Source organism: Stenotrophomonas sp. 05N423 (genome assembly GCF_056397145.1).
This window is the reverse complement of record NZ_JBFTMV010000002.1, coordinates 300,297-321,921: the sequence shown is the minus strand read 5'-3', so window position 1 is coordinate 321,921 and position 21,625 is coordinate 300,297. Positions and strand designations below refer to the sequence as shown.

Annotated in this window: 21 protein-coding genes and 1 tRNA gene; 10 read left to right on the top strand and 12 right to left on the bottom strand. The window is 68.1% G+C overall.

What is annotated here, in order from left to right:
- Positions 1–59: 59 nt before the first annotated feature.
- From AC1DGW_RS05335 to AC1DGW_RS05320, 4 genes are all read right to left on the bottom strand, one after another.
- Entirely contained in the window at positions 60–1,463 is a 1,404-nt protein-coding gene (locus AC1DGW_RS05335) for a coniferyl aldehyde dehydrogenase (protein WP_478020236.1), read from the bottom strand.
- Between the two features lie 188 nt (positions 1,464–1,651).
- Complete coding sequence (locus AC1DGW_RS05330; RefSeq protein WP_478020234.1) at positions 1,652–4,123, bottom strand: TonB-dependent receptor; 2,472 nt, start codon at positions 4,121–4,123, stop codon at positions 1,652–1,654.
- A gap of 94 nt (positions 4,124–4,217) precedes the next feature.
- The gene (locus AC1DGW_RS05325) at positions 4,218–5,357 is read right to left on the bottom strand and encodes an SO2930 family diheme c-type cytochrome (RefSeq protein WP_478020232.1); all 1,140 of its coding nucleotides are present in this window, start codon (positions 5,355–5,357) and stop codon (positions 4,218–4,220) included.
- Positions 5,358–5,367: 10 nt separating this feature from the next.
- Positions 5,368–6,588, bottom strand: a complete 1,221-nt coding sequence (locus AC1DGW_RS05320; RefSeq protein WP_478020229.1) for a parallel beta-helix domain-containing protein — start codon at positions 6,586–6,588, stop codon at positions 5,368–5,370.
- Positions 6,589–6,709: 121 nt separating this feature from the next.
- On the opposite strand from AC1DGW_RS05320, the gene AC1DGW_RS05315 reads away from it, so the two are divergent.
- A complete protein-coding gene (locus tag AC1DGW_RS05315; RefSeq protein WP_478020227.1) occupies positions 6,710–7,747 on the top strand; it encodes an AraC family transcriptional regulator in 1,038 nt (345 codons plus the stop codon).
- A gap of 231 nt (positions 7,748–7,978) precedes the next feature.
- On the opposite strand, the gene pgi is transcribed toward AC1DGW_RS05315, so the two are convergent.
- The 6 genes from pgi to pcnB form a co-directional block, all read right to left on the bottom strand.
- Positions 7,979–9,487: a glucose-6-phosphate isomerase gene (pgi, locus tag AC1DGW_RS05310; protein WP_478020217.1), complete on the bottom strand. Its 1,509-nt coding sequence runs from the start codon at positions 9,485–9,487 to the stop codon at positions 7,979–7,981.
- Positions 9,484–9,864 (bottom strand): aspartate 1-decarboxylase, encoded by a 381-nt coding sequence (gene panD / locus AC1DGW_RS05305; RefSeq protein WP_478020215.1) that lies wholly within the window; start codon positions 9,862–9,864, stop codon positions 9,484–9,486. The genes pgi and panD overlap by 4 nt, the downstream gene beginning before the upstream one ends.
- A 181-nt stretch (positions 9,865–10,045) precedes the next feature.
- Complete coding sequence (panC, locus tag AC1DGW_RS05300; protein WP_478020213.1) at positions 10,046–10,888, bottom strand: pantoate--beta-alanine ligase; 843 nt, start codon at positions 10,886–10,888, stop codon at positions 10,046–10,048.
- A complete protein-coding gene (gene panB, locus AC1DGW_RS05295; RefSeq protein ID WP_478020211.1) occupies positions 10,885–11,700 on the bottom strand; it encodes a 3-methyl-2-oxobutanoate hydroxymethyltransferase in 816 nt (271 codons plus the stop codon). The genes panC and panB overlap by 4 nt, the downstream gene beginning before the upstream one ends.
- 31 nt (positions 11,701–11,731) lie before the next feature.
- Positions 11,732–12,220, bottom strand: coding sequence for a 2-amino-4-hydroxy-6-hydroxymethyldihydropteridine diphosphokinase (folK, locus tag AC1DGW_RS05290; protein WP_478020209.1), 489 nt, complete (start codon positions 12,218–12,220; stop codon positions 11,732–11,734).
- A 5-nt stretch (positions 12,221–12,225) separates the two neighbouring features.
- Positions 12,226–13,602 (bottom strand): polynucleotide adenylyltransferase PcnB, encoded by a 1,377-nt coding sequence (gene pcnB / locus AC1DGW_RS05285; protein ID WP_478020674.1) that lies wholly within the window; start codon positions 13,600–13,602, stop codon positions 12,226–12,228.
- Positions 13,603–13,643: 41 nt separating this feature from the next.
- Between pcnB and AC1DGW_RS05280 the strand changes: the two genes are divergently transcribed.
- Together AC1DGW_RS05280 and fdxA are read left to right on the top strand one after the other, a co-directional pair.
- Positions 13,644–13,718 (top strand) — tRNA-Glu (locus AC1DGW_RS05280).
- A 358-nt stretch (positions 13,719–14,076) separates the two neighbouring features.
- On the top strand, positions 14,077–14,400 hold the full coding sequence (gene fdxA / locus AC1DGW_RS05275; protein WP_153190166.1) for a ferredoxin FdxA: 324 nt from the start codon (positions 14,077–14,079) through the stop codon (positions 14,398–14,400).
- A 135-nt stretch (positions 14,401–14,535) separates the two neighbouring features.
- On the opposite strand, the gene AC1DGW_RS05270 is transcribed toward fdxA, so the two are convergent.
- Together AC1DGW_RS05270 and dapA are read right to left on the bottom strand one after the other, a co-directional pair.
- Positions 14,536–15,045: a hypothetical protein gene (locus AC1DGW_RS05270; RefSeq protein WP_478020206.1), complete on the bottom strand. Its 510-nt coding sequence runs from the start codon at positions 15,043–15,045 to the stop codon at positions 14,536–14,538.
- 31 nt (positions 15,046–15,076) lie between these two features.
- Positions 15,077–15,970, bottom strand: a complete 894-nt coding sequence (gene dapA, locus AC1DGW_RS05265; RefSeq protein WP_478020204.1) for a 4-hydroxy-tetrahydrodipicolinate synthase — start codon at positions 15,968–15,970, stop codon at positions 15,077–15,079.
- Between the two features lie 63 nt (positions 15,971–16,033).
- Between dapA and AC1DGW_RS05260 the strand changes: the two genes are divergently transcribed.
- From AC1DGW_RS05260 to AC1DGW_RS05230, 7 genes are all read left to right on the top strand, one after another.
- Complete coding sequence (locus AC1DGW_RS05260; RefSeq protein ID WP_425477797.1) at positions 16,034–16,693, top strand: glycine cleavage system transcriptional repressor; 660 nt, start codon at positions 16,034–16,036, stop codon at positions 16,691–16,693.
- A gap of 78 nt (positions 16,694–16,771) precedes the next feature.
- Complete coding sequence (locus AC1DGW_RS05255; protein WP_478020202.1) at positions 16,772–17,251, top strand: peroxiredoxin; 480 nt, start codon at positions 16,772–16,774, stop codon at positions 17,249–17,251.
- 81 nt (positions 17,252–17,332) lie between these two features.
- Positions 17,333–18,733, top strand: a complete 1,401-nt coding sequence (locus AC1DGW_RS05250) for a PhoH family protein (RefSeq protein ID WP_478020198.1) — start codon at positions 17,333–17,335, stop codon at positions 18,731–18,733.
- Positions 18,730–19,221: a hypothetical protein gene (locus AC1DGW_RS05245; RefSeq protein WP_478020194.1), complete on the top strand. Its 492-nt coding sequence runs from the start codon at positions 18,730–18,732 to the stop codon at positions 19,219–19,221. Before AC1DGW_RS05250 ends, AC1DGW_RS05245 begins: the two co-directional genes overlap by 4 nt.
- Before the next feature lie 24 nt (positions 19,222–19,245).
- Positions 19,246–19,920: a YoaK family protein gene (locus AC1DGW_RS05240; protein ID WP_478020191.1), complete on the top strand. Its 675-nt coding sequence runs from the start codon at positions 19,246–19,248 to the stop codon at positions 19,918–19,920.
- Between the two features lie 35 nt (positions 19,921–19,955).
- Entirely contained in the window at positions 19,956–20,765 is an 810-nt protein-coding gene (thiD, locus tag AC1DGW_RS05235; RefSeq protein ID WP_478020189.1) for a bifunctional hydroxymethylpyrimidine kinase/phosphomethylpyrimidine kinase, read from the top strand.
- Positions 20,762–21,604, top strand: a complete 843-nt coding sequence (locus AC1DGW_RS05230) for an alpha/beta hydrolase family protein (RefSeq protein ID WP_478020187.1) — start codon at positions 20,762–20,764, stop codon at positions 21,602–21,604. The genes thiD and AC1DGW_RS05230 overlap by 4 nt, the downstream gene beginning before the upstream one ends.
- Positions 21,605–21,625: the final 21 nt, after the last annotated feature.

Here is a 21,625-nt window from a genome sequence, read left to right as displayed (position 1 = left end):
GGCATTCCCGGGAAAGCCTTCGCGCACTGAAGTGCGCTCCTACCCAAGTCCAGGTCGCGTCAACGCACGATCAGGTCGATCAGCCACTGCGCCTGCCGGTACGGCGGCTTCAGCAGGTCGCCACCGGTGCGGCGGGCCTGCCACAGGATCGGCAGCTGCTTGCTCATCGCATCGAAGCCGACGCGGCCGTGGTAGGCGCCCATGCCGCTGGGGCCGATGCCGCCGAATGGCAGATTGTTGATGGCGAAATGGAACAGCGTGTCGTTGACCGAGATACCACCGGCCAGGGTGCCGCTCAGTATCCTCTCCACGCTGGCACGGTCGTGACTGAACGGGTACAGCGCCAGCGGACGGTCGTGCGCGTTGACGTAACCGATGGCCTCGTCCAGCGAACGCACGCTGCGGATCGGGAACACCGGCCCGAAGATTTCCTCCTGCATCACCGTCGCATCGTCGCCCGGCTCCAGCACCAGGGTCGGCGGGAACAGGCGCTGTTCCGGATCGGCCTCGCCCAGCACGATCACTTCCAGCCCGCGCGCGCGGGCATCGTCCACATAGCCCTGCAGGCGCGCGTACTGGCCTGCGTTGATGATGCGGCTGTAGTCGCCGTTGCCGGCCAGGCCCTCGCCATAGCGCGCGTGCACCTGTCCGCGCAGCGCCTGCACCAGCGCATCGCGGCGCGACGCGCCGACCAGTACATAGTCCGGGGCAATGCAGGTCTGCCCGCAGTTGAACCACTTGCCGGTCGCCAGCCGCGCCGCGGCCTGCTCCAGCGGATAGTCGTCGCAGACGATGGCCGGCGACTTGCCGCCCAGCTCCAGCGTCAGCGGGGTCAGGTTCGGCGCGGCGGCGGCCATCACCTTGCGCCCGACCGCGGTGGACCCGGTGAACACCAGGTGGTCGAACGGCAACGCGGCAAACGCGCCGGCCACGTCGGCGCCACCCTCGGCGACGGCGACGCGCCCGGCGGGGAACACCTCGGCCAGCAGTTCGCGCAGGAAGGCCGCCGTGCGCGGCGTGTGCTCGGAGGGTTTCAGATAGACGTGGTTGCCGGCGGCGATGGCGGTGGCCAGCGGGATCAGTGCCAGGTTGACCGGATAGTTCCATGGCGAGATGACGCCGACCACGCCGACCGGCTCGGAACGGATCTCCGCGCGCGCCGGCAGGAAACGCCAGCCAACGCCGACGCGCCGCGGCTTCATCCAGCCGCGCAGGTGCCGGCGCAGGTGGTCGATCTCGTTGAGCACGGTCATGCCATCGGCGATGCGCGATTCGTGCAGCGAACGGTGGCCGAAATCGGCCGCGATGGTCTGCGCCATCACGTCGAGCCGCCGCTTCAGGGCCTCGCGCAGGCGCAGCAGGTCGGCGCTGCGCTGCGCGCGGTCCGGCTTGTGCGCCTGCCAGGCGGTGCGCAGGCGGTCGAGGGTCGGGCGCAGTTCGGAAACGGGCGTGATGGTGTCCATGCGGTGAAGCCTGTGGAAGCCGGTGATCCGGCATTGCATCGGGAGGATGGGCCGGCACGTGTTGCCGCGTCCAGCGCAGCGGCGAAGGTCTGCTCCGCGCCTTGCAGCGCGGGGCAGCGCCCCGCCGGGGTTTCGCTGGCCAGCCCCCGCCGGGTATTGCCCGGCGGGGGCTTTAGCGGCAAGCCGGTTCAGAACCGGTACGCCAGCTCCATGCCATAGAAGCGCGGCTCGCTGACGCCGGCGGCGGTAGTGCCGACCACCGTGGTGCCATAGGTGTACAAGCCGTTCACGTAGCGGTTGTCGAACGCGTTGTTGACGTAGGCCGCCACGCTCCACTGCGTGGACGGCGAACGCCAGCGCAGGTACAGGTCGGTGCGGTTGCGTTCCTCGCCGATGGTGAAGGTGGCATAGCGCCCGCAGTTGCCCTGGCTGGAGGAGCCTGAATTGCAGCGTCCGCGTCCGCCATAGGAATGGCGCGCCGAGAACGTCAGGTCGCCATGCCCGCCCAGCGGCAGGGTGTAGGCCGCGCCGGCGGCGAAGGACAGGTTGGCCTCGCCGGTCGGCTGCCCACTGAGATCCACGCCGTCCGGGGTGATGAAGTCCTTGTAGGTCGAGTCGATCCATTCGGCGGCGAAATCCACGCTCAGGCGGTCGCTGGCCTGCCAGCGCGCACTGAAATCCACGCCGCGTGCGGTCAGGTCGCTGGTGCTGACCACGTAACGCGGGATGTCGGCCGAGGTATCCAGGCGGATCGCCTGGCGGTTGTCGTACACGTAGTAGAACGCCGAGGCTTCGTACTGGATGCGCAGGTCGCGCAGATCGCGCTTGATGCCCGTCTCGAAATTCCACACGCTTTCGTTGTCGAAGGCGGCACCGGGCGAGAACACGTTGTAGCCGCCGGCCTTGTAGCCCTTGGCCACCGAGGCGAACAGCATGGTGTCGTCGGACGGGTGGTAGTCGATGACCAGGCGCGGGCTCCAGTCGCTCCACGCATGCCTGGCGCGGTTGGTCACGCCCTTGTTGGCCATCGAGATCGGGTCGCTGAAGGCCAGGTCGAAGCCGGCCAGGAACGCCGCGTCGAGCGGGATCAGGCCGTCGCCATCCTCATCCATCGCGCACAGGCCCAACGCCTCGCACGGTACCGGCTGCGGCAGCACGCCGTACTGCTCCAGGGTCTGCAATGCCTGGTTCAGCGCGTCGGCGCGGTGGTGGTCGTTGAACCAGGTGAATTTCTTCTCATCGCGCGTATAGCGCAGGCCGAAGGTCAGGTTGAGCTTGTCGGTGGCGTGCCAGATCACATCGCCGAAGGCCGCATAGGCGGTGGAGTCGACCGTGTTGTCATAGGCCTCGCGCCACGGATGGCCGAACAGCTGCACCGGGATGCCGTAGTAGTCCGCCGCCTCCTGCAGCATGCCGAACAGCGGCATGCCGTACAGACCCGCGGCGGCGGTATTGATGCTGTCGCTGGTCAAATCGACCACGCTGGATTGGCTGGCCTTCTCCTGGAACCAGCTCGCACCGGCCACCCAGTCCAGCCGTTCGGTGTTGCCGCTGAACTTGAACTCCTGATACCAGGTGGTGTTGTCCTCGATGTTGATGGTGTCCAGGTACAGTTCGCGGCGGTTGGTGCCGTCTTCCTCGGCGCGGTTGTAGGTATCGAAACTGCGCCAGGAGGTCATCGAGCTCAGGTGGCCCCACTCGAACGCATGGTCGAGGATCAGGGTGGCGCCATCGAACTTGCGGGTCTCGTTGTTGTCCGGCACATCGGTGTAGGCGGCATGGCCGATCGGGTTCTGGTACTGCGCCGGATCGGCGGGCACCGGCGGTACGCCCGGCGCCGGCGGCAACGCGACGATGCCGATGGCCGGACGCGAGCGCTGGTCCATGTCCTCATGGTCCCAGCTCAGCAGCATCTGCGTGTTGTCGCCGATGTCCCAGCGGAATGCCGCGCGCGTGGCCCAGTTGCGGCCATCGTCCAGCGGCTTGCCGGTGGCGGCATCCTTCATCCAGCCATCGGTCTGGCTGCTCATCGCGTTGATGCGGAAGGCCGTGGTTTCGCCGGCCGGCAGGTTGAGCATGCCGTCGAAATACTGCTTGCCGTAATTGCCCATGCGCACGCGCGCACGGCCTTCGAGTTCGTTGCCGGGCCGCTTGGTCACGATGGACACCGCGCCGGCGGCGGTATTGCGCCCGAACAGGGTGCCCTGCGGGCCTTTGAGAACTTCGATGCGTTCGACATCGAGGAACGGCAGCACCGTGCCGCCGCCACGGCCGGCATAGACGCCATCGACATAGACGCCGACGGTCGGATCGGTACCGATGCCGAAATCGCCGGTGCTCAGGCCACGCAGCTTGAAGCTGGCCTGGGTCGGCTGCTCATCGCTGATCGACAGGCCCGGGACGAAGCTGTCCAGGTCGCCCAGGTTCTCGGCCATGGTCTGTTCGATGACGTTCTCGCCGATCACCTGCAGGGCGATGGGCACGTCCTTGAGCTCCTGCTCGCGGCTCTGCGCGGTCACCACGATCCGGTCCAGCTCGATCGCTTCGGGCTGCGCTGGCGGCGGATGCTGCGCCTGCGCCTGTGCGGCCAATGCCGGCGAAGCCAGCAGCGAGGTCAGCAGCGCCTTGCGGACGCCGCGCGACAATCTGTTGTAGGTCATCGAGTTCCCCTTTCCCATTGAGTTCCCTTGCCGATGGTTGCGCGCGGCAATGCCAAGGCCGCGCCCTTTCCATTGCGTGTGTGCCTGCCCCGCGCTACGCGCCGCACTCCTGCGCGGACATGGCCGCGATCCACTGCCGTATCAGTTCCACGCCCTCTTCGTGGACCAGGCTGCGCCCCAGTTCCGGCATCATCACGCCGGGGTCGGTGCTCTCCATCCGGTAGGTCAGGATCGAATCGTCCGGCTTGCCGGGCACAATGTCCCAGGCCCGGTTGCCGGTGCCCTGCCCCGCGGCGATCGGCAGCTTGCAGCGGCCTACCCGCAGCGGATCGTGGGTGTTCGAATCCAGCCACATGCCCGACGTGCGCGCCGCGCCCTTCTGGCTGTGGCAATGCCCGCAGTTGATGTCCAGGTACGAACGCGCGCGCGCTTCCAGCGGAGCCGCGCCGTCGTTCCAGGCGACGTTCCGCGGCAGTTCGCCGGTGGGCACCTCGCCCAGGTAGCCGACGTCCTGCCAGTGCCGCAACTGGTTGGCCTTGCCATCGGCATAGGCGAAGTCGTGGTTGAGATGCCGCGCCTTCGGACCGATCGGGAAAATCTCCTTGGATTTGAGATCGACGCCGTGGCAGCCGGCGCACTGGTTCTCGTCCGGCACCATGTACTCGATCCGCTCGTGCCTGCCGTCCTTGCCTGCCAGGGTCAACGGCACCAGGTCGCCGGTGCGCATCAGCCGGGCTTCGCTCTGCTCGGCGTTCCACACATAGGGCAACGCGATCCAGCCCGACGCGCGGCGCACCAGCAACCGCGTTTCCACCAGCCGGACCTTGCCCAGCGTCAGCCCGCCATCCGGCTCGGCGCCGGCGTCGTCGCTGCGCAGTACCGTGTCGCCTTCGCCGCGCGGGTAATAGAAGGTCTTGCTGATGATGGTGCCGACCGGGAAATCCATCGCTTCGTCCGGCTGGTAGCGTGCGGACGCGCCTTCCGGCATCCACACCGTGCGCAGCTTGTGCGCATAGTCCGTGAACAGCGCCGAATCCAGGTCGTAGGGCAGCACCTGCGCGTTGAGCCTCAGCCTGCCGTCGGCCACGTACACCACGTTCCAGTCGGACAGGCGCTCGGGCATGCCCTCGGCGAAGAAATGCACAGGCTTCGGCGCCGGGGTGCGTGCGCAGGCGGCCAGGATCAACAGCGCGGCCAGCCCGGCAAGCTTCAGGGGGATTCGATGCAACGCCATGCGCCCCACCTCAACCGCGCTTCAGGTCGATCGCCGGCAACGACGGCAACGTGCAGTCGTAGGGTTTGGCGTCCTTGCTCGGGTTCTTGTAGCCGCCGGGACCGTCGGCATTGAGCACGCCGGACACGTCGCGCAGGCAGATCTGCGGGCCTTCCTTGCGCTGCGGATTGACGTAGCCGTCGAACAGCACGTCCGGGAAGTGGCCGGTCAGCCCGTACATCGCCACCTTCAAGGCCTTGAAGTCCATCCGGTCGGGCGAGTCGCCGCCGCCGGACAGGCGGTTGCCGTGGATATGGATGCGCTCCGGGTACGGATCGAACTCGCCCGAGGCCTTGTCGTCCTTGTAGCCGGTGGAATACACGCTGGAGACGATGATGTTGGCGGTCTGGTTGTCGGCGATGTCGTTGTCGAAGATCTCGATGTTGTCGTTGGAGTTGATCACCACGCCGCTGCCGGCCGGCACGCTGGCCACCGGCGTGCCCTTGGCGCCGAAGTTGTCCAGGTTGTTCGCCACCACCTTGTTCTTGAACACGCGGACCGCATCGCCCTGCTGGGTCAGCGCCGGCATGTTGAACACCAGGATGCCGCCGGTGTTGCCGGTGGCCACGTTGTCGTAGACGTCGGCGTTGATCGTGTTCTCGATCTCGATGCCGGCCACGTTGCGCTCGGCGCGGCTGTTGCGGACGATCACATCGCGCGACTGGCCGACGTAGATGCCCGAATCCGAGGCGCCGATCGCCACCGAATTCTCGATCAGCACGTTTTTGCACAGCACCGGGTACAGGCCGTAGCCGCCGTTGCTGGTCTTCGGCCCGCCGGTCCACTCCACGCGCACGCCGCGGATGGTGACGTTCTCGGACTGGCTGATCTTGAAACCGTCGCCCTTGCTGTCCTCGATCGCCAGGTTCTCCAGGGTGAAGCCGTTGGCGTTCACCAGCAGGCCTTCGGCGCCGGTTTTCTGGCCCTTGAAGCTGAGGATGGATTTGTCCATGCCCTGCCCGCGCAGGGTGACGTTGTCCACCCGCAGGCTGAGGCTGCGGTCGAACTGGAAGGTGCCCTCCGGTACTTCGATGACGTCGCCTGGCTTGGCGTCCAGCAGTTTTTCCTGCAGGACCCTGGCGAAGCCGGCGTCGCCCGCCGGCGGTGCCGGCGCGTCGGGGGCCTTCTGTTGGCAACCGGACAGGAGGAGCGCAAGAGCGCCGATCGTGCCGACAAAAATGCTGCGTTGCATGAATTCTCTCCCGTACGTGCTCGCCAAGTCTGCGCCGCAGTCTGGTGCGTATGGATACATTGCGCGAAGGGCATAAGCGGCATACAAAGGGGGGCAAAACGGACAATCGGAAGGACTTCGGATGCGTTTGAACACCGCAATCGGCGACGACCTGTCCGCCGTCGACCGGCCTACCAACATCCTCTGCGGCCTGATGCAGTTCGCCGCCGAGCGGGGAATCGACTGCACCGGCTGGTTTGCCGGAACCCGTCTGCAACCCGAGGAAATCAGCAATCCCGACACGCGCATGTCGTACCGGCAGGCGATCACCGTGATCCGCCGCGCCCTGCCCTCGCTGTCGGTCGAGGGCGTTGGCCTGGTACTGGGCGACCGGCAGAACCTCGGCAACTTCGGGCTGCTCGGTTTGGCGATGAAGACCGCTCCCGACTTCGGCGAATCCGTGCGGGTCGGCCTGGCCTACCAGCGCAACAGCGGCGCGCTGATGGACATCGCCCTGGCCGAGCACGGCGACGGCTGCGTCGCCGCGGTCGCCACCGCGCCGGACGAGGCGCGCGACCTGCTGCCGTTCCTCTGCGAGGAGCTGTTCTCCAGCGTGCTGCAGCTGGTCCGCGAACTGGTCGGCGCCGGCTTCCACCCGCGGCGCCTGGAGCTGGGCTATCCGGCGCCGCGCTACGCGCAGCGTTACCGCGACCTGTTCGGTTGCGAAATATGTTTCGACCAGCCGCGGCACGCGCTGGTGATCGAACGGCGCTGGCTGGAACTGCCCTTCGCCAGCTACAACCCGGCGACCTCGAACCAGGTGATGACCCTGTGCCGCATGCAGATGGACGTGCAGCCGCCGTGCGGGGAAACCACCGCCGCGCTGGAAAGCCACCTGCGCACGCGCCTGCGCGAAAACCCGCAGATGGCCGAAATGGCCGCCGCGCTGCACCTGAGCGAACGCACCCTGCGCCGGCAGCTGGCCGATGAGGGCACCTCGTTCAGTGCGGTCCACGACCGCGTGCGCACCAAGCGCGCGATGGAACTGCTGCGCGATCCGAAGCTGTCCATCGTCGCCATCGGCGGCCGGCTGGGCTTCAACGACGCGCGCGAATTCCGCCGCGCGTTCAAGCGCTGGACCGGACGCGCGCCGAGCGAGGCGCGACGTTCCGGCGATTGACCACGTGCCCTCAGGCGCCTTGTAGAGCACCGGGGCATTTCCCGTAGAGCCTCAGCGGGCATGCCCCGCTCTACAGGGCAGCTCCGCGGGTTCGGCTGCAGGACAAAAAACCGCCGGGAGCGGTTTTTGACATCGTTCGCCGATGGCCCGAAGGGTTCCCGCCAGGGATGGCGGGAATAAAAAAACGCCGCGCATCGCTGCGCGGCGTTCGTCGTTGCCGTACTGCGCGGATCAGCCGCGCAGCTGCGCCAGCGCCTCGCGCGTCATCGGGTCGGCGATTTCCACCGCCCCGCCCTGCAGCGCCGGCAGCAGCTGGTTGGCCAACTGCTTGCCCAGTTCGACGCCGAACTGGTCGAAGGCATTGATGCCCCATACCAGCGACTGCACGTAGACCGCGTGCTCGTACATGGCGATCAGCGCGCCCAGCGCATGCGGGGTCAGCGCGTCGAGCAGGATCAGCGTGCTCGGGCGGCCGCCCGGGTACTGGCGATGCGGATCGTCGCTGTCCTGGCCATTGGCCAGCGCCTCGGTCTGCGCCAGCAGATTGGCCAGCAGCGCCTGGTGGTTGACGGTATAGGGATCATCGTTATGCACGCAGCCGATGAAATCGGCCGGCACGATGCTGGTGCCCTGGTGCAGCGCCTGGAAGAAGCTGTGCTGCACGTCGGTGCCCACCCCGCCCCACCACACCGGCACGGTGTCGGCATCGACCGGGCTGCCGTCGAGCTTGACCCGCTTGCCCAGGCTTTCCATCACCAGTTGCTGCAGGTAGGCCGGCAGCAGCGCCAGGCGCTGGTCGTAGGTCATCACCGCATGCGTGGCGCAGCCGAGCGCATTGCGGTTCCAGATATCGGTCAGCGCATGCAGCACCGGCAGGTTGCGCTCCAGCGGCGCGCTGGCCGCGTGCGCGTCCATTTCCGCCGCGCCGGCCAGCAGTTGGCCGAAGCGCTCGAAACCGATCGCCAGCGCGATCGGGAAGCCCACCGCCGACCACAGCGAGTAGCGGCCGCCCACCCAGTCCCACATCGGCAGCACGCGCGCGGCGGCGATGTCGAACGCCTTGGCAGCGCGCTCCGGGTTGGCGCTGACCGCGTACAGGCGCTCGCTGCCGCCCAGCCAGTCGCGCAGGATCGCGCCGTTGAGCAGGGTCTCCTGGGTGCCGAAAGTCTTGGAGATCAGGATGCCGGCGGTGGTCGCCGGGTCCAGCGCGGCCAGCGTGCGCTGCATCGCCGCGCCATCGACGTTGGAGACGAAGTGCACGCGGAAACGCGCACCGCTGGCCGGGCGCAGCGCGTCGGCCACCAGGCGCGGGCCCAGGTCGGAGCCGCCGATGCCGACGCTGACGATGTCGGTGACGCTGCTGGCTTCCAGCGCCTTGACCAGTTCGCCCATGCGCTGCTGCACGGCCACCGCTTCGGCATGTTCGGCCGACGCCTTCGGGCTGGCATCGCCGCGCAGTGCGCTGTGCAGCACGGCGCGGTCTTCGGTGATGTTGATCCTCTCACCGCCGAACAGGCGCGCGAAGCCGCCGGCGACATCGCACGCGGCGGCCAGATCGAGCAGCGACTGCAGGGCCGCGCGGTCGTATTTCTGCCGCGCGAAGTTCACGTACAACGGACCGACCTTGAGCGCCAGGGTTTTCACCCGGTCCGGCTCGGCGGCCAACAGCGAGGGAATACCCGTGCCCTGCAGACGCTGGGCGTGGGCGTGCAATGCGGTCAATCCGTTGTGCTTGGTCATGCGGCCTGTGTGGGGATGGAGTGGTTGGTGTGGGTGATGCGATTGCTGCCGTCGACATAGACCAGCCTGGGCTGGAAGCTGTCGGCTTCGGCTTCGCTCATGCTGGCGAAGGCGGCGATGATGATCACGTCGCCGACCTGCACGTGGCGCGCGGCGCCGCCGTTGAGCGAGATCACGCCGCTGCCGGCTTCGGCGCGGATGGCGTAGGTCGAGAAACGCGCGCCATTGGTCACGTCCCAGATGTGCACCTGTTCGAACTCGCGGATGCCGGTGGCTTCCAGCAGGTTGCCGTCGATCGCGATGGAGCCTTCGTAGTTCAGCTCCGAATGGGTGACGGTGGCGCGGTGGATCTTGGTCTTGAGCAGGGAAAGTTGCATGGCGGTGCCGGAAAACTACGGAAGAAAGCACGCAGTCTAGCACCGGCGCGGGCCCTTGCCCGCACTGCAACATGGGCTGTCCAGCCCGGCCGGCCGGACATGAAAATGGCGCCACGAAGGCGCCATCGCATGACATCCGGCCACATCGGCCGGGACAGGAAAAGTCCCGGCGGCTGCCGGTTCAGAACTCGATGTTGTCGATCAGGCGGGTATTGCCCAGCTTGGCCGCGATCAGCGCCACGCGGGCCCCGGCCGTCCCGTCGCCGGGCTCGCCCAGATCCGGCAGGCGCACCACCGCGTAATCCACCTGGAACCCGGCCGCCTGCAGCCGCGCCGCGCCCTCCGCCTCGACCTGTGCCCGCGGGGTGCCGGCCAGGCTGGCCTCGCGCATGCCCAGCAGCACGCGGCGGATCACCGCGGCCTGCGGGCGCGTGTCCGCGGTGAGGTACTGGTTGCGCGAACTCATCGCCAGGCCGTCGTCCTCGCGCACGATGTCGCCACCGACGATCTCGATCGGGAATGCCAGGTCGGCCACCATCTGCCGGATCACCGCCAGCTGCTGGTAGTCCTTGCGGCCGAACGCGGCCATGTCCGGCTGCACCTGGTTGAACAGGCGCGAGACCACGGTGCATACGCCGTCGAAATGGCCAGGCCGGTGCGCGCCTTCAAGCAGCGCGCTCACGCCCGGCACGTGGACATTGGCGGCCAGTTCGACGCCGAACGGATACATGGATTCGACCGTGGGCAGCCACAGCACGTCGCAGCCGGCCTGCTCCAGGCCGCTGGTATCGGCCTCCGGCGTGCGCGGATAGCGGGTGAAATCCTCGTTCGGGCCGAACTGGGTCGGGTTTACGAACACGCTGGAGACCACGCGGTCGGCATGCTGCCGCGCCAGCGTCACCAGCGAATAATGGCCGGCGTGCAGGTTGCCCATGGTCGGCACGAAGCCCACCCGCAGGCCTTCGCGCTTCCAGCCGCCGACGATGGCGCGCAGCCGGGAAAGTTCGGTGACGGTCTCGATCATGATGCGTACGCATGCTCCGCGTCGGGGAAGGTACCGGCGCGCACCGCGTCGGCGTAGGCGCGGACGGCGCCGGCCACCGAACCGCCTTCGGCAAGGAAATCCTTGACGAACTTGGGCCGGCGGTGGCCGCTGTCCAGGCCGAGGAAATCGTGCATCACCAGCACCTGGCCGTCGCAGCCGGCGCCGGCACCGATGCCGATGGTGGGGATCGCCACCTCGGCGGTGACCTGCGCAGCCAGCGGCGACGGCACGCATTCGAGCACCAGCAGCGCAGCACCGGCCTCGGCCACGGCACGCGCATCGGCGCGCAGCCGTTCGGCGGCCTCGCCCCGGCCCTGTACCTTGAAACCGCCCAGGGTCAGCACCGACTGCGGGGTCAGGCCCAGGTGCGAGCACACCGGGATCTCGCGCTCGACCAGGTAGCGGATCACATCCAGCTTGAAACCGGCACCCTCGATCTTGACCATCTCCGCGCCGGCGCGCAGCAGCTGCAGCGAAGCCTCGAACGCGCGTTCTGGCGTGGCGTCGGCGCCGAACGGCAGGTCTGCCACCAGCAGGGCGCGCTGCAGTACGCGCGCCACGGCGGTGGTGTGGTAGGCGATGTCGGCCACGGTGACTGGCAGCGTCGAATCGTGGCCCTGCACCACCATGCCCAGCGAGTCGCCGATCAGGATCAGGTCGACCCCGTTGGCGTCGAAGGCACGGGCGAAGCCCGCGTCGTAGGCGGTCAACATCACCAGTTTCTGGCCATTGCGCTTGGCCTCGGCCAGCGCCGGAACGGTCCAGGGCTTGCTGTCTGCGTGGGTGCTCATGTGGGGATAACGATCGGTGATGAGCCGCGCATTATCCCCCTATCGGCGCGATACCGCAGGTTTCGATGCCGGCCAGCGCGCCACGCACCGTTCCATGGCCGGGAATCGACGCATCCGGCGCCACCTCGGCCAGCGGCAGCAGGGCGAAGGCGCGCTCGTGCAGGTGCGGGTGCGGCACCTTCAACTGCGGCAGGTCGATCACCTGCCCGCCATACAGCAGCAGGTCCAGATCGAGGGTGCGCGGCCCCCAGCGTTCGCCCGGCAGGCGCACGCGACCGAAGTCCTGTTCGGTGGCCAGCAGCCGCTCCAGCAGCGCTGGCGCCGGCAACGCGGTCTCCAGCGCCACCGCGGCATTGATGAAATCCGGCTGGTCTTCATTGCCCCACGCCGGCGTGCGGTACAGCCGCGAGGCGGCGAGCAGCCGGCAACCAGGCAACGCCGCCAGCGCCTGTATCGCCGCACGCACGGTCGCCGGCGCGTCGCCGAGGTTGGCGCCCAGCCCGACGCACGCCATGACCATGCGGCTTACTCGCCCGCTGCGGCGCCGCTGCTGCGACGGCGGCGACGGCGACGGCGCTTGGGAGCACCCTCTTCGGCAATGCCTTCGACATGCAGCGAATCCAACGCCGATTCCAGTTCACGCCCGGACTGCTGCTGCGCTTCGCGCCAGAACTCGATGTCGGCCGCATGCTCGCTGGACGCAGCCTGGCGCAGCACCAGGAAATCGAACGCGGCGCGGAAGCGCGGGTGGGTCAAGGTACGGAACACGCGCTTGCGCTGGCGCGAGGCGAAACGCGACTGCAGCAGCCAGATCTCCTGCATCGGCAGCGAGAACCGGCGCGGCAGGGCGATGGTGGTGAGCTGGTGCAGGGTGACCCGGTCGGCGGCGCGGCGCTGCGCTTCTTCCGGCGCCAGCCCCTGCCGCTGCAGCGCGATCAGGGCGCGGCAGAACGCCGGCCACAGCAGCAGTGCGAACAGGAAGGCCGGCGACACCGGCTCGTCGTTGGCCACGCGCTCGTCGGTGCTGCGCAACCCCTCGACCACGAAGCGACGCAGCGCGCCGCTGCGGTTGCTCTTCAGCGCAGCCGCGCTCTCCGGGAACAGCGCCGCCAGCAGGCCATGGCGCTCCAATCCCTCGAAGCTCGCCACGCCGTGGCCGGACAGGAACAGCTTGAGCACTTCCTCGAACAGCCGTGCCGGCGCGGCCTCTTCCAGCAGGCTGGCCAGGCGCGCGATCGGCGCGGCGGTGGCCGCCTCGATCTCGAAATCGAGCTTGGCCGCCAGGCGCACCGCGCGCAGCATGCGCACCGGGTCCTCGCGGTAGCGCTGCTCGGGATCGCCGATCAGCTTCATGCGCCGCGCCAGCACGTCCTCGAAGCCACCGACGTAGTCGCGCACCGAGAAGTCCTCGATGGCGTAATAAAGCGCGTTGCAGGTGAAATCGCGGCGTACCGCGTCGTCCTCGATGCTGCCGTAGACGTTGTCGCGCACCAGCATGCCGTTCTCGACCTCGCGGTCGCCACTGCCGTCGTCACTGTTGGCGCGGAAGGTGGCGACCTCGATGATCTCGCGGCCGAACACCACGTGCGCCAGGCGGAAGCGGCGGCCGATCAGCCGACAGTTGCGGAACAGCTGCTTGACCTGCTCCGGCGTGGCATCGGTGGCCACGTCGAAATCCTTGGGTCGCCCCCCCACCAGCAGGTCGCGGACCGCGCCACCGACCAGATAGGCACCGAACCCGGCCTCGCGCAGGCGGTAGAGCACACGCAGTGCGTTCGGGCTGACGTCCTTGCGCGAAATGGTGTGCTGGTCGCGCGGGATGACGCGCAGGGTGAACGGCGTTGTAACTGTGGAATTGATGGTGGCGATTCCGGTTGGGGTTGCAGGGTTGCCGAGCGGCAAACAGGTGCATATACTAGCGCGCTCGCCGGACGCGACCAAACGCTCCCTTCGTCTAGTGGTTAGGACGTGGCCCTCTCAAGGCTAAAACAGGGGTTCGAGTCCCCTAGGGAGCGCCAACTCCGTCCGCGAAATCAAAAAACCCCGCCATGCGCGGGGTTTTTTGTTGCCGTCATCCCTGGCGGCACCCCTTCGGACCATCGACAAGCGATGTCAAAAACCGCTCCCGGCGGTTTTTTTGTTGTCCGCAATCCTGCCGGCCTTCCCTTGGGCCACCAGAGGCGGCGCCGAAAAAAGTCTGCCTGCCCACCTGCCCGTAGTGCCGGCCGCAGGCCTCCAACCTCACCGACCCCGCATCGTGCGGCTGCCGGCCAACGTCCGGCACTCCCCTGCGCCATCCATGCGCGGAATGAGAATGCCTGCGCCCATCTTCCGCTTACTGAACTAGAATTGCGGGGTTCAACGCCGGACCCCGCCATGCCCTTTGTCGTCACCGAAAACTGCATCAAGTGCAAACACACCGACTGCGTCGAAGTCTGCCCCGTGGACTGCTTCCATGAAGGCCCCAACTTCCTGGTGATCGACCCGGACGAATGCATCGACTGCACCCTGTGCGAGCCGGAATGCCCGGTCAACGCCATCTACCCCGAGGACGACGTGCCCGCGGGGCAGGAAGGCTTCGTCGCACTGAACGCCGAACTGGCCAAGGCCTGGCCGGTGCTGACCGTGCGCAAGGACCCACCGGCCGATGCCGCCGAATGGGACGGCAAGCCGGACAAGCTCAAGCTGCTGGAACGCTGACCCGCCCGGCGGGCCACATGAAAAAGGGCGCCATCGGCGCCCTTTTTGTTTCCGGTGTTCCTGTCGCCGGCGATGCAGCCCGCCGTGGACAACCGCGCCCGTGGCGGACACCGCCACGGGCCGCGATGCCAGCGCTTACTGCGCCAGCTTGGCCTTCAATGCCCCGAGCAGCTTGATCGCCGCCGGATCGGTGGCCGGCAGGCCACGCGGATCGACCGCCGACACATAGGCACCGGCCTCGACGCCGACCACGCGCACCAGGAAGTTGCTGCCTTCGTAGGCCACGTCGTACGAGCCCAGCAGCTGCGCGCGGCTGGCGATGGTCACACCCTCGACGGTGGCGAGCGCATCGCCGACCTTGCCGAACACCTCGTCGCGGCTGCCCTTGACGGTGAAGCCGCCCTGCGCGGGCTGGGCCGCTGCGGCCTGGGCCGGACGCGCGGCAGACGCCAGCGCCGGCACCTGCGACGCACCGGCGGTGTTGGGCAGGTTCAGATCCGGCGGTACTTCGAGCGGACGCATTTCCGGCGCCAGTGCATAGTCCCCACGCGCGCCGCGATGGAAGCAGCCGGTCGCGGTGACGGTGGTGGCGATGGCGAGCAATGCCAGCGAAAGTGCGCGTACGGCGGAACGGGAATGACGCATGGTGGATCTCCTGGTTCTGGCCACTGCAAGTTCAGTGGCTGGATAGTTCTTCCAGCGCGCCCACGTCGGCCGCCAGATGGTCGGCGGCGGCATGATGCGAGGCGGAAAGCGGCAACAGCGGCAGGCGCAGTCCATGGCCGATGCCCAGACGCTGCAGCAGCGCCTTGACCGGGATCGGATTGGACTCGAGGGTGAAGAAATCGTGGTAAGGCTGCAAGCGCGCGTCCCAGGCCTCGGCGGCGGCGTGGTTGCCGGCACGGGCCAGGTCGCACAGGGTACGGAAAGTGCCGGGCAGGACATTGGACCCGACCGACACCATCCCATCGGCGCCAGCCAGCATCGAGCGCGCGGCACTGGCATCGTCGCCGCCAAGGATGGCGAAGCCATCGCCGCGCAGCGCCAGCAGCGCCTTCATGCGCGCCATGTCGCCGACTGCTTCCTTGATGCCGACGATGTTCGGGTGCGAGGCCAGTCCGGCCACGGTTTCCGGCAGCATGTCGCAGCCGGTGCGGCCAGGCACGTTGTACAGCACCACCGGCAGGCCACCCTGGTCGGCCACGGCCAGATAATGCTGGCGCAGCCCTTCCTGGGTCGGGCGCACATAAGGCGGCGTGACGACCAGCGCATGGGTGGCGCCATTGCGCGCGGCGCGGCGGGTCGCCTCGATGGTTTTCGCGGTACCGGACTGCCCGGTGCCCGCCAGCACCGGCATGCGGCCGCCGATGAGGTCCACGGCCGCGCACAGCAGGGCGTCGCACTCGGCCGCGGACAGCATCTCCGCCTCGCCGGTGGAGCCGGCTACCACCACGCCCTGCGCGCCGCCGGCCACCTGCAGCGCCAGCAGGCGCTGCCAACCCTCGGTATCGAGCGCGCCATCGGCAAGGAAAGGCGTCGCCAGGGCGGTGATGAGGCCGGAAATGGACAAGGAAAACGCCGTTCTTCGTGGGGGCTGGGAATCCCGCCTGGAGGCGGGTTCGTGACCGGGGGCATGTTACTTGCCGGTCGAAAGCACGGGCAAGTATGCTGGGTGCCAGCGAACGTGCCAGCGCCGGCGCCGTTCAGACTCACAGAGCATCCCGGAACCACCTTGACCAACAGCACCCCGCGGCCGCAGCCGACCGAAAACCACCTCCTGATCAACGCCTACACGACGCATCCGGAGTCCCCCCTGCTGTCCGTCACCCGCCGTATCGCCGACAGCGGCTGCAACCTGGTCGATGCGCGGCTGTCCACGGTGGGTCGCGACGTCTCGGTCACCACGCTGGCCACCGGTTCGTGGGATTCGGTGGCCAAGCTCGAGGCGATGCTGACCCGGCTGGAGCGCGAGGAAGGCCTGAAGCTGGTGTGGTACCGCACCGCCGCCAAGCAGGCCCAGTCCAACCTGCTGCCCTACATCGTCGAGGTGATCGCCGCGGACAAGCCCGGCATCCTGTTCCAGCTGGCCGATTTCTTCGACCGCCAGGGCATCACCATCGAGAACCTGCAGAGTACCCGCTACCAGGCCATGCAGACCGGTGCGGAGATGTTCTCCGCACAGATCACCATCGGCGTGCCGGCCAACATGCACATCGCCGCCCTGCGCGACGATTTCCTCGAGTTCTGCGACCACCTCAACCTGGACGCGATCATGGATCCGATGAAATTCTGAGTATTCGCGCGCCCGTCACGGGCGTGCGGCGTTTCATGTAACTGCAATCGAAATACCCCAGGCTCCGGAAAGGATCTGATGAACATCGGCGATACCCTGGACCGCACCACCCTCGACCTGCCGCTGGCGCTGTCCGGCGGCGACACCACCACCCTCGCCGCGCAGGCCGGCCACTGGCTGGTGCTCTACTTCTATCCGAAGGACAGCACCCCGGGCTGCACCACCGAGGGCATCGACTTCAACGCCCTGCTGCCGAAGTTCAAGCGCGCCGGCGCGGTAGTGATGGGCGTCTCGCGCGATTCGGTGAAGTCGCACGACAACTTCTGCGCAAAGCAGGGTTTCAGGTTCCCGCTCATCAGCGATGCCGACGAGGCGCTGTGCAACGCCTTCGACGTGATCCGCATGAAGAACATGTACGGCAAGCAGGTGCGCGGCATCGAGCGCAGCACCTTCCTTGTCTCGCCCGACGGCACGCTGGTGCAGGAATGGCGCAAGGTCAAGGTCGCCGGCCATGCCGATGCCGTGCTCGACGCGCTGAAGGCCGCCCAGTCCAAGTGAACCCCATCGCCCACCTCGTCCGCCGCGCACCTGCCCCGCAGGCCGTGGCGGTTTTTCCCTGCCCGTAACCAGGAATCGACGATGACCCGAGGCAAGCGCATCTACGTGCTGGATACCAACGTGCTGATGCACGATCCGACCGCGCTGTTCAAATTCGAGGAGCACGACGTCTACCTGCCGATGCAGGTGATCGAGGAACTGGACAACGGCAAGAAGGGCACCTCCGAGGCCAGCCGCAACGCGCGCCAGGTCAGCCGTTTCCTCAATGAACTGATCGAAGCCTCCGGCATCGGCGGCATCGCCAGGGGCGTCCCGCTGGTGCTGCCGCATGGGCTGCAGCTGCGCGGCGCGCGCAGCGCCGGCCACCTGTATTTCCAGACCAGCCATTTCGAGGCCGGCAAGAGCTTCGGCGCGGTGATCCCGGACAACGCCATCCTCGGCGCGATCCTTGCGCTCAAGGAGCAGACGCCCGACGTGCCGGTGGTGTTCGTCTCCAAGGACATCAACCTGCGCATCAAGGCGGCCATCGCCGGCATCGATTCGGAGGACTACGAGAACGACCGCGCGCTGGACGACTTCAGCCTGCTGTACACCGGCGCCACGCCCCTGCCCGAGGATTTCTGGAAGAAGCATTCCGGCGACCTGCGCAGCTGGAGCGACAAGGGCCGCACCAGCTACGAGGTGCGCACCACCGACGACGAGCAGTGGTTCCCGAACCAGTACGTCTACCTGCCGGGCGAGGACGAGGTCGAGCTGAAGGTCGCCAAGGTGGAGGCCGACGGCCGCGTCACCCTGACACTGGTCGACGATTTCCGCCACGGCGCGCATTCGGTATGGGGCATCACCGCGCGCAACCGCGAGCAGAATTTCGCGCTCAACGCGCTGATGGACCCGGAGATCGATTTCGTCACCCTGCTCGGCACCGCCGGCACCGGCAAGACCCTGCTGGCGCTGGCCGCCGGCCTGGCGCAGACCATGGATACCCAGCGCTACCGCGAGATCATCATGACCCGCGCCACGGTCAGCGTCGGCGAGGACATCGGCTTCCTGCCCGGCACCGAGGAAGAGAAGATGACGCCGTGGATGGGCGCGCTCACCGACAACCTGGAAGTACTCACCCACAACCAGGAAGGCGGCGCCTGGGGCCGCGCGGCCACCAACGACCTGCTCGCCTCGCGCATCAAGATCCGCTCGCTGAATTTCATGCGCGGGCGCACCTTCCTGTCGCGCTACCTGATCCTGGACGAGGCGCAGAACCTCACCCCGAAACAGATGAAGACCCTGATCACCCGCGCCGGTCCCGGCACCAAGATCGTCTGCCTGGGCAACGTCGAGCAGATCGACACGCCCTACCTGACCGAAACCACCTCGGGCCTGACCTACGCCGTGGACCGTTTCAAGAACTGGCCGCACAGCGCGCACATCACCCTGCGCCGCGGCGAGCGCTCACGGCTGGCCGATTACGCGTCGGAGGTCCTGTGAGAACGCACCACGCCCTCGCCCTGCTGGCCGCCGGCGCCCTCGCGCTGACGGCCTGCACGCCGGCCAACACCCGCCCCGGCAGCGTGCCGACGGCGATCAAGGCCGGGCAGTCGTGGGTGGTCACGCGCCCGATCGTCGCTGCCCAGGTGCTCGACACCTGTTCGCGCGACAGTCCGGCCCGGCATGCCGATGGCGTCAGCGGTTACTGGGCCCCCAGCCGCGCGCAGATCGACGCGCTGGAAAGCCGGCTGCAGCAGTTGCAGCCCACCATCGCCGAACCGGCGCAGTCCGGACGCCAGTACGTGGGCTTCATCGCGCAGGGCCGGCAGCTGATCTACATCAATGCCTTCACCCTGCCCGACCACGACAAGACCAACCCGGCGCGCGAAGCGGTACGGGTCTGCGACGGCGGCTCCGCGTTCTGGGGCGCGGTGTACGACCCGCAGGCCGGCACCTTCTCCGGCATCGCGACCAACGGCGGCTTCTGACCGATCGGCGATACTGTCCGCGACATGGGCATACAGCTTCCCCGTTGGGTGTGGATCGGCGCGATCGCGCTGTCCTGCGTGGCCGGCATGGTCAACGTGGTCGGCTTCCTCGGTTTCGAGCACCAGGCCGTCAGCCATCTCACCGGCACCACCAGCCAGCTCGGCATGGCGCTGGTGCAGCGCGACTGGCGCAGCGTCGCGCACCTGTGGGGCATGCTGATCGCGTTCTCGCTGGGCGCGATGCTGAGCGGGCTCATCGTGCAGGACGGCGCGCTGCGGCTGGGCCGGCGCTACGGCGTGGTGCTGACCCTCGAGTCGTTGTTGCTGCTGGCGGCGATCCCGCTGTTCAAGCAGCAGCAGATCTGGGGCGCATTGGCCGCGGCCATGGCCTGCGGCCTGCAGAACGCCATGGTCACCACCTTCAGCGGCGCAGTGGTGCGCACCACCCACCTCAGCGGCATGTTCACCGACCTGGGCATCGGCCTGGGCCATCTGCTGCGCGGGCTGCCGCTGCAGGTACGGCGGCTGACGCTCAGTGGCCTGATCATCGGCGGCTTCCTCGCCGGCGGCGTCATCGGCGCGTGGCTGTTCCAGCGTTTCGGCTATGACGCCCTGCTCGCGCCAGCGCTGCTGACCGGCTGTACCGGCGCCACCTACATCGTCTACCGGCTGTCGCGACGCCTGTACACCGCGCCCTGACGGCAGCGGCAGGCGAAACACTGCACAATCCGGGCATGACGCCTTCCACCCCCGTTTCCGCCCTCACCATCGCCGGTTCTGATTCCGGTGGCGGCGCCGGCATCCAGGCCGACCTCAAGGCCTTCGCCGCGCACCGCGTGCATGGCCTGTCGGCCATCGCCGCGCTGACCGCGCAGAACACCCGCGGCGTTACCGCCGTGCATGTGCCCCCGCTGGAATTCCTGCAGGCGCAGCTCGACGCCTGCTTCGACGACTTCGACATCCATGCGGTCAAGCTCGGCATGCTCGCCAACGCCGAGGTGATCCACCTGGTCGCCGATGTCCTGGAAAAACATCGCCCGCCACAGGTCGTGCTGGACCCGGTGATGGTCGCCACCAGCGGCGCCCGGTTGCTGGAAGCCAGTGCCCTGCAGGCGCTGCGCGGGCGCCTGCTGCCACTGGCCACGCTGCTCACGCCGAACACGCCCGAGGCCGAGTTGCTGCTCGAACGCCCCATCACCCGCGCCGCCGAAGCCGAGGATGCCGCCGCCGCGTTGCTCGGCCTGGGCGCCGGGGCCGTGCTGCTCAAGGGCGGGCATCTGGACGAAGGCCCGCGCGTGATCGACCGCTACTTCGATGGCGTCACCGGCGAGGAGTTCAGCCACGTCCGCCTGCCGGTGGATGCGCATGGCACCGGCTGCACGCTGGCCTCGGCCATCGCCGCGCAGCTGTGCCGCGGGCTGTCCCTGCCCAACGCCTGCGAGGCCGCCATCGACTATGTGGCGCGCGGCCTGCGCGGCGGTTACCAGCCCGGTCGCGGCGAGGTCATGGTGCTGGATCATTTCGGCGCGGCCGGCCCGGCATGAACGCCCACATCACGCTCGACGTCACCGCGGCGGACGGACATCGCTTCGAACTGCTCGCCCATGTACCGCCCCGGCCCGGGGCGGCCGTGCTGTGGCTGCCCGCGCTCGGTGTGGCCGCCCGCCATTACCTGCCGCTGGCCGACGCACTGGCGGCGCGCGGCGTCGCCGTGTTCGTCCACGAATGGCGCGGCAACGGCAGCAGCAGCCTGCGCGCCGACCGGAACACCGACTGGGGCTACCGCGAACTGCTGCTGCACGACATCCCCGCTGCCGAAGCAGCCGCCCGCATGGCGGTGCCCGGCGTCCCGCTGCGGCTGGGCGGGCACAGCCTGGGCGGGCAACTCGCGTGTTGCCATGCGGGCCTGCATCCGGGTGCGTTCGCCGCGCTCTGGCTGGTCGCCAGCGGTACTCCGTGGTGGCATGGTTTTCCCGCACCCCGACGCTGGCTGCTGCCGCTGGCCTACCGCTTCCTGCCATGGCTCGCACAACGGCGCGGCGCACTGCCAGGGCGCAGGCTCGGTTTCGGCGGCACCGAGGCACGCGGCCTGATCCGCGACTGGGCCCGCGTCGGCCTCAGCGGCCGTTATGCCGCGACGGGCCTGTCGGTCGACCTGGAAGCGGCGATGCAGGCGCTCGCGCTGCCGGTGCATGCGCTGCTGTTCGATGCCGACTGGCTCGCCCCCGCCGGCTCCATGCGCCACCTGCTGTCCAAGATGCCGGCCGCACCGGCGACGCTGCGGATCATGTGCGGTAACGAACTGGGCGCGCGCGCCGACCATTTCAGCTGGATGAAATCACCGGCAATCGTGGCCGCCGCGCTGGCATCGGCATCGTCTTAGGAAAATTTCACAAAAGCATTG

What these genes read in the sequence shown, in the direction of transcription:
- AC1DGW_RS05270 (WP_478020206.1), bottom strand. Translation starts at nt 15,045, where the DNA reads ATGCGTCATTCCCGTTCCGCCGTACGCGCACTTTCGCTGGCATTGCTC.
- thiD (WP_478020189.1), top strand. Translation starts at nt 19,956, where the DNA reads ATGACGCCTTCCACCCCCGTTTCCGCCCTCACCATCGCCGGTTCTGAT.
- AC1DGW_RS05260 (WP_425477797.1), top strand. Translation starts at nt 16,034, where the DNA reads ATGTTACTTGCCGGTCGAAAGCACGGGCAAGTATGCTGGGTGCCAGCG.
- AC1DGW_RS05335 (WP_478020236.1), bottom strand. Translation starts at nt 1,463, where the DNA reads ATGGACACCATCACGCCCGTTTCCGAACTGCGCCCGACCCTCGACCGC.
- panD (WP_478020215.1), bottom strand. Translation starts at nt 9,864, where the DNA reads ATGCAACTTTCCCTGCTCAAGACCAAGATCCACCGCGCCACCGTCACC.
- AC1DGW_RS05255 (WP_478020202.1), top strand. Translation starts at nt 16,772, where the DNA reads ATGAACATCGGCGATACCCTGGACCGCACCACCCTCGACCTGCCGCTG.
- fdxA (WP_153190166.1), top strand. Translation starts at nt 14,077, where the DNA reads ATGCCCTTTGTCGTCACCGAAAACTGCATCAAGTGCAAACACACCGAC.
- AC1DGW_RS05330 (WP_478020234.1), bottom strand. Translation starts at nt 4,123, where the DNA reads ATGACCTACAACAGATTGTCGCGCGGCGTCCGCAAGGCGCTGCTGACC.
- AC1DGW_RS05240 (WP_478020191.1), top strand. Translation starts at nt 19,246, where the DNA reads ATGGGCATACAGCTTCCCCGTTGGGTGTGGATCGGCGCGATCGCGCTG.
- pgi (WP_478020217.1), bottom strand. Translation starts at nt 9,487, where the DNA reads ATGACCAAGCACAACGGATTGACCGCATTGCACGCCCACGCCCAGCGT.
- panC (WP_478020213.1), bottom strand. Translation starts at nt 10,888, where the DNA reads ATGATCGAGACCGTCACCGAACTTTCCCGGCTGCGCGCCATCGTCGGC.
- AC1DGW_RS05325 (WP_478020232.1), bottom strand. Translation starts at nt 5,357, where the DNA reads ATGGCGTTGCATCGAATCCCCCTGAAGCTTGCCGGGCTGGCCGCGCTG.
- AC1DGW_RS05250 (WP_478020198.1), top strand. Translation starts at nt 17,333, where the DNA reads ATGACCCGAGGCAAGCGCATCTACGTGCTGGATACCAACGTGCTGATG.
- AC1DGW_RS05320 (WP_478020229.1), bottom strand. Translation starts at nt 6,588, where the DNA reads ATGCAACGCAGCATTTTTGTCGGCACGATCGGCGCTCTTGCGCTCCTC.
- folK (WP_478020209.1), bottom strand. Translation starts at nt 12,220, where the DNA reads ATGGTCATGGCGTGCGTCGGGCTGGGCGCCAACCTCGGCGACGCGCCG.
- AC1DGW_RS05315 (WP_478020227.1), top strand. Translation starts at nt 6,710, where the DNA reads ATGCGTTTGAACACCGCAATCGGCGACGACCTGTCCGCCGTCGACCGG.
- panB (WP_478020211.1), bottom strand. Translation starts at nt 11,700, where the DNA reads ATGAGCACCCACGCAGACAGCAAGCCCTGGACCGTTCCGGCGCTGGCC.
- AC1DGW_RS05230 (WP_478020187.1), top strand. Translation starts at nt 20,762, where the DNA reads ATGAACGCCCACATCACGCTCGACGTCACCGCGGCGGACGGACATCGC.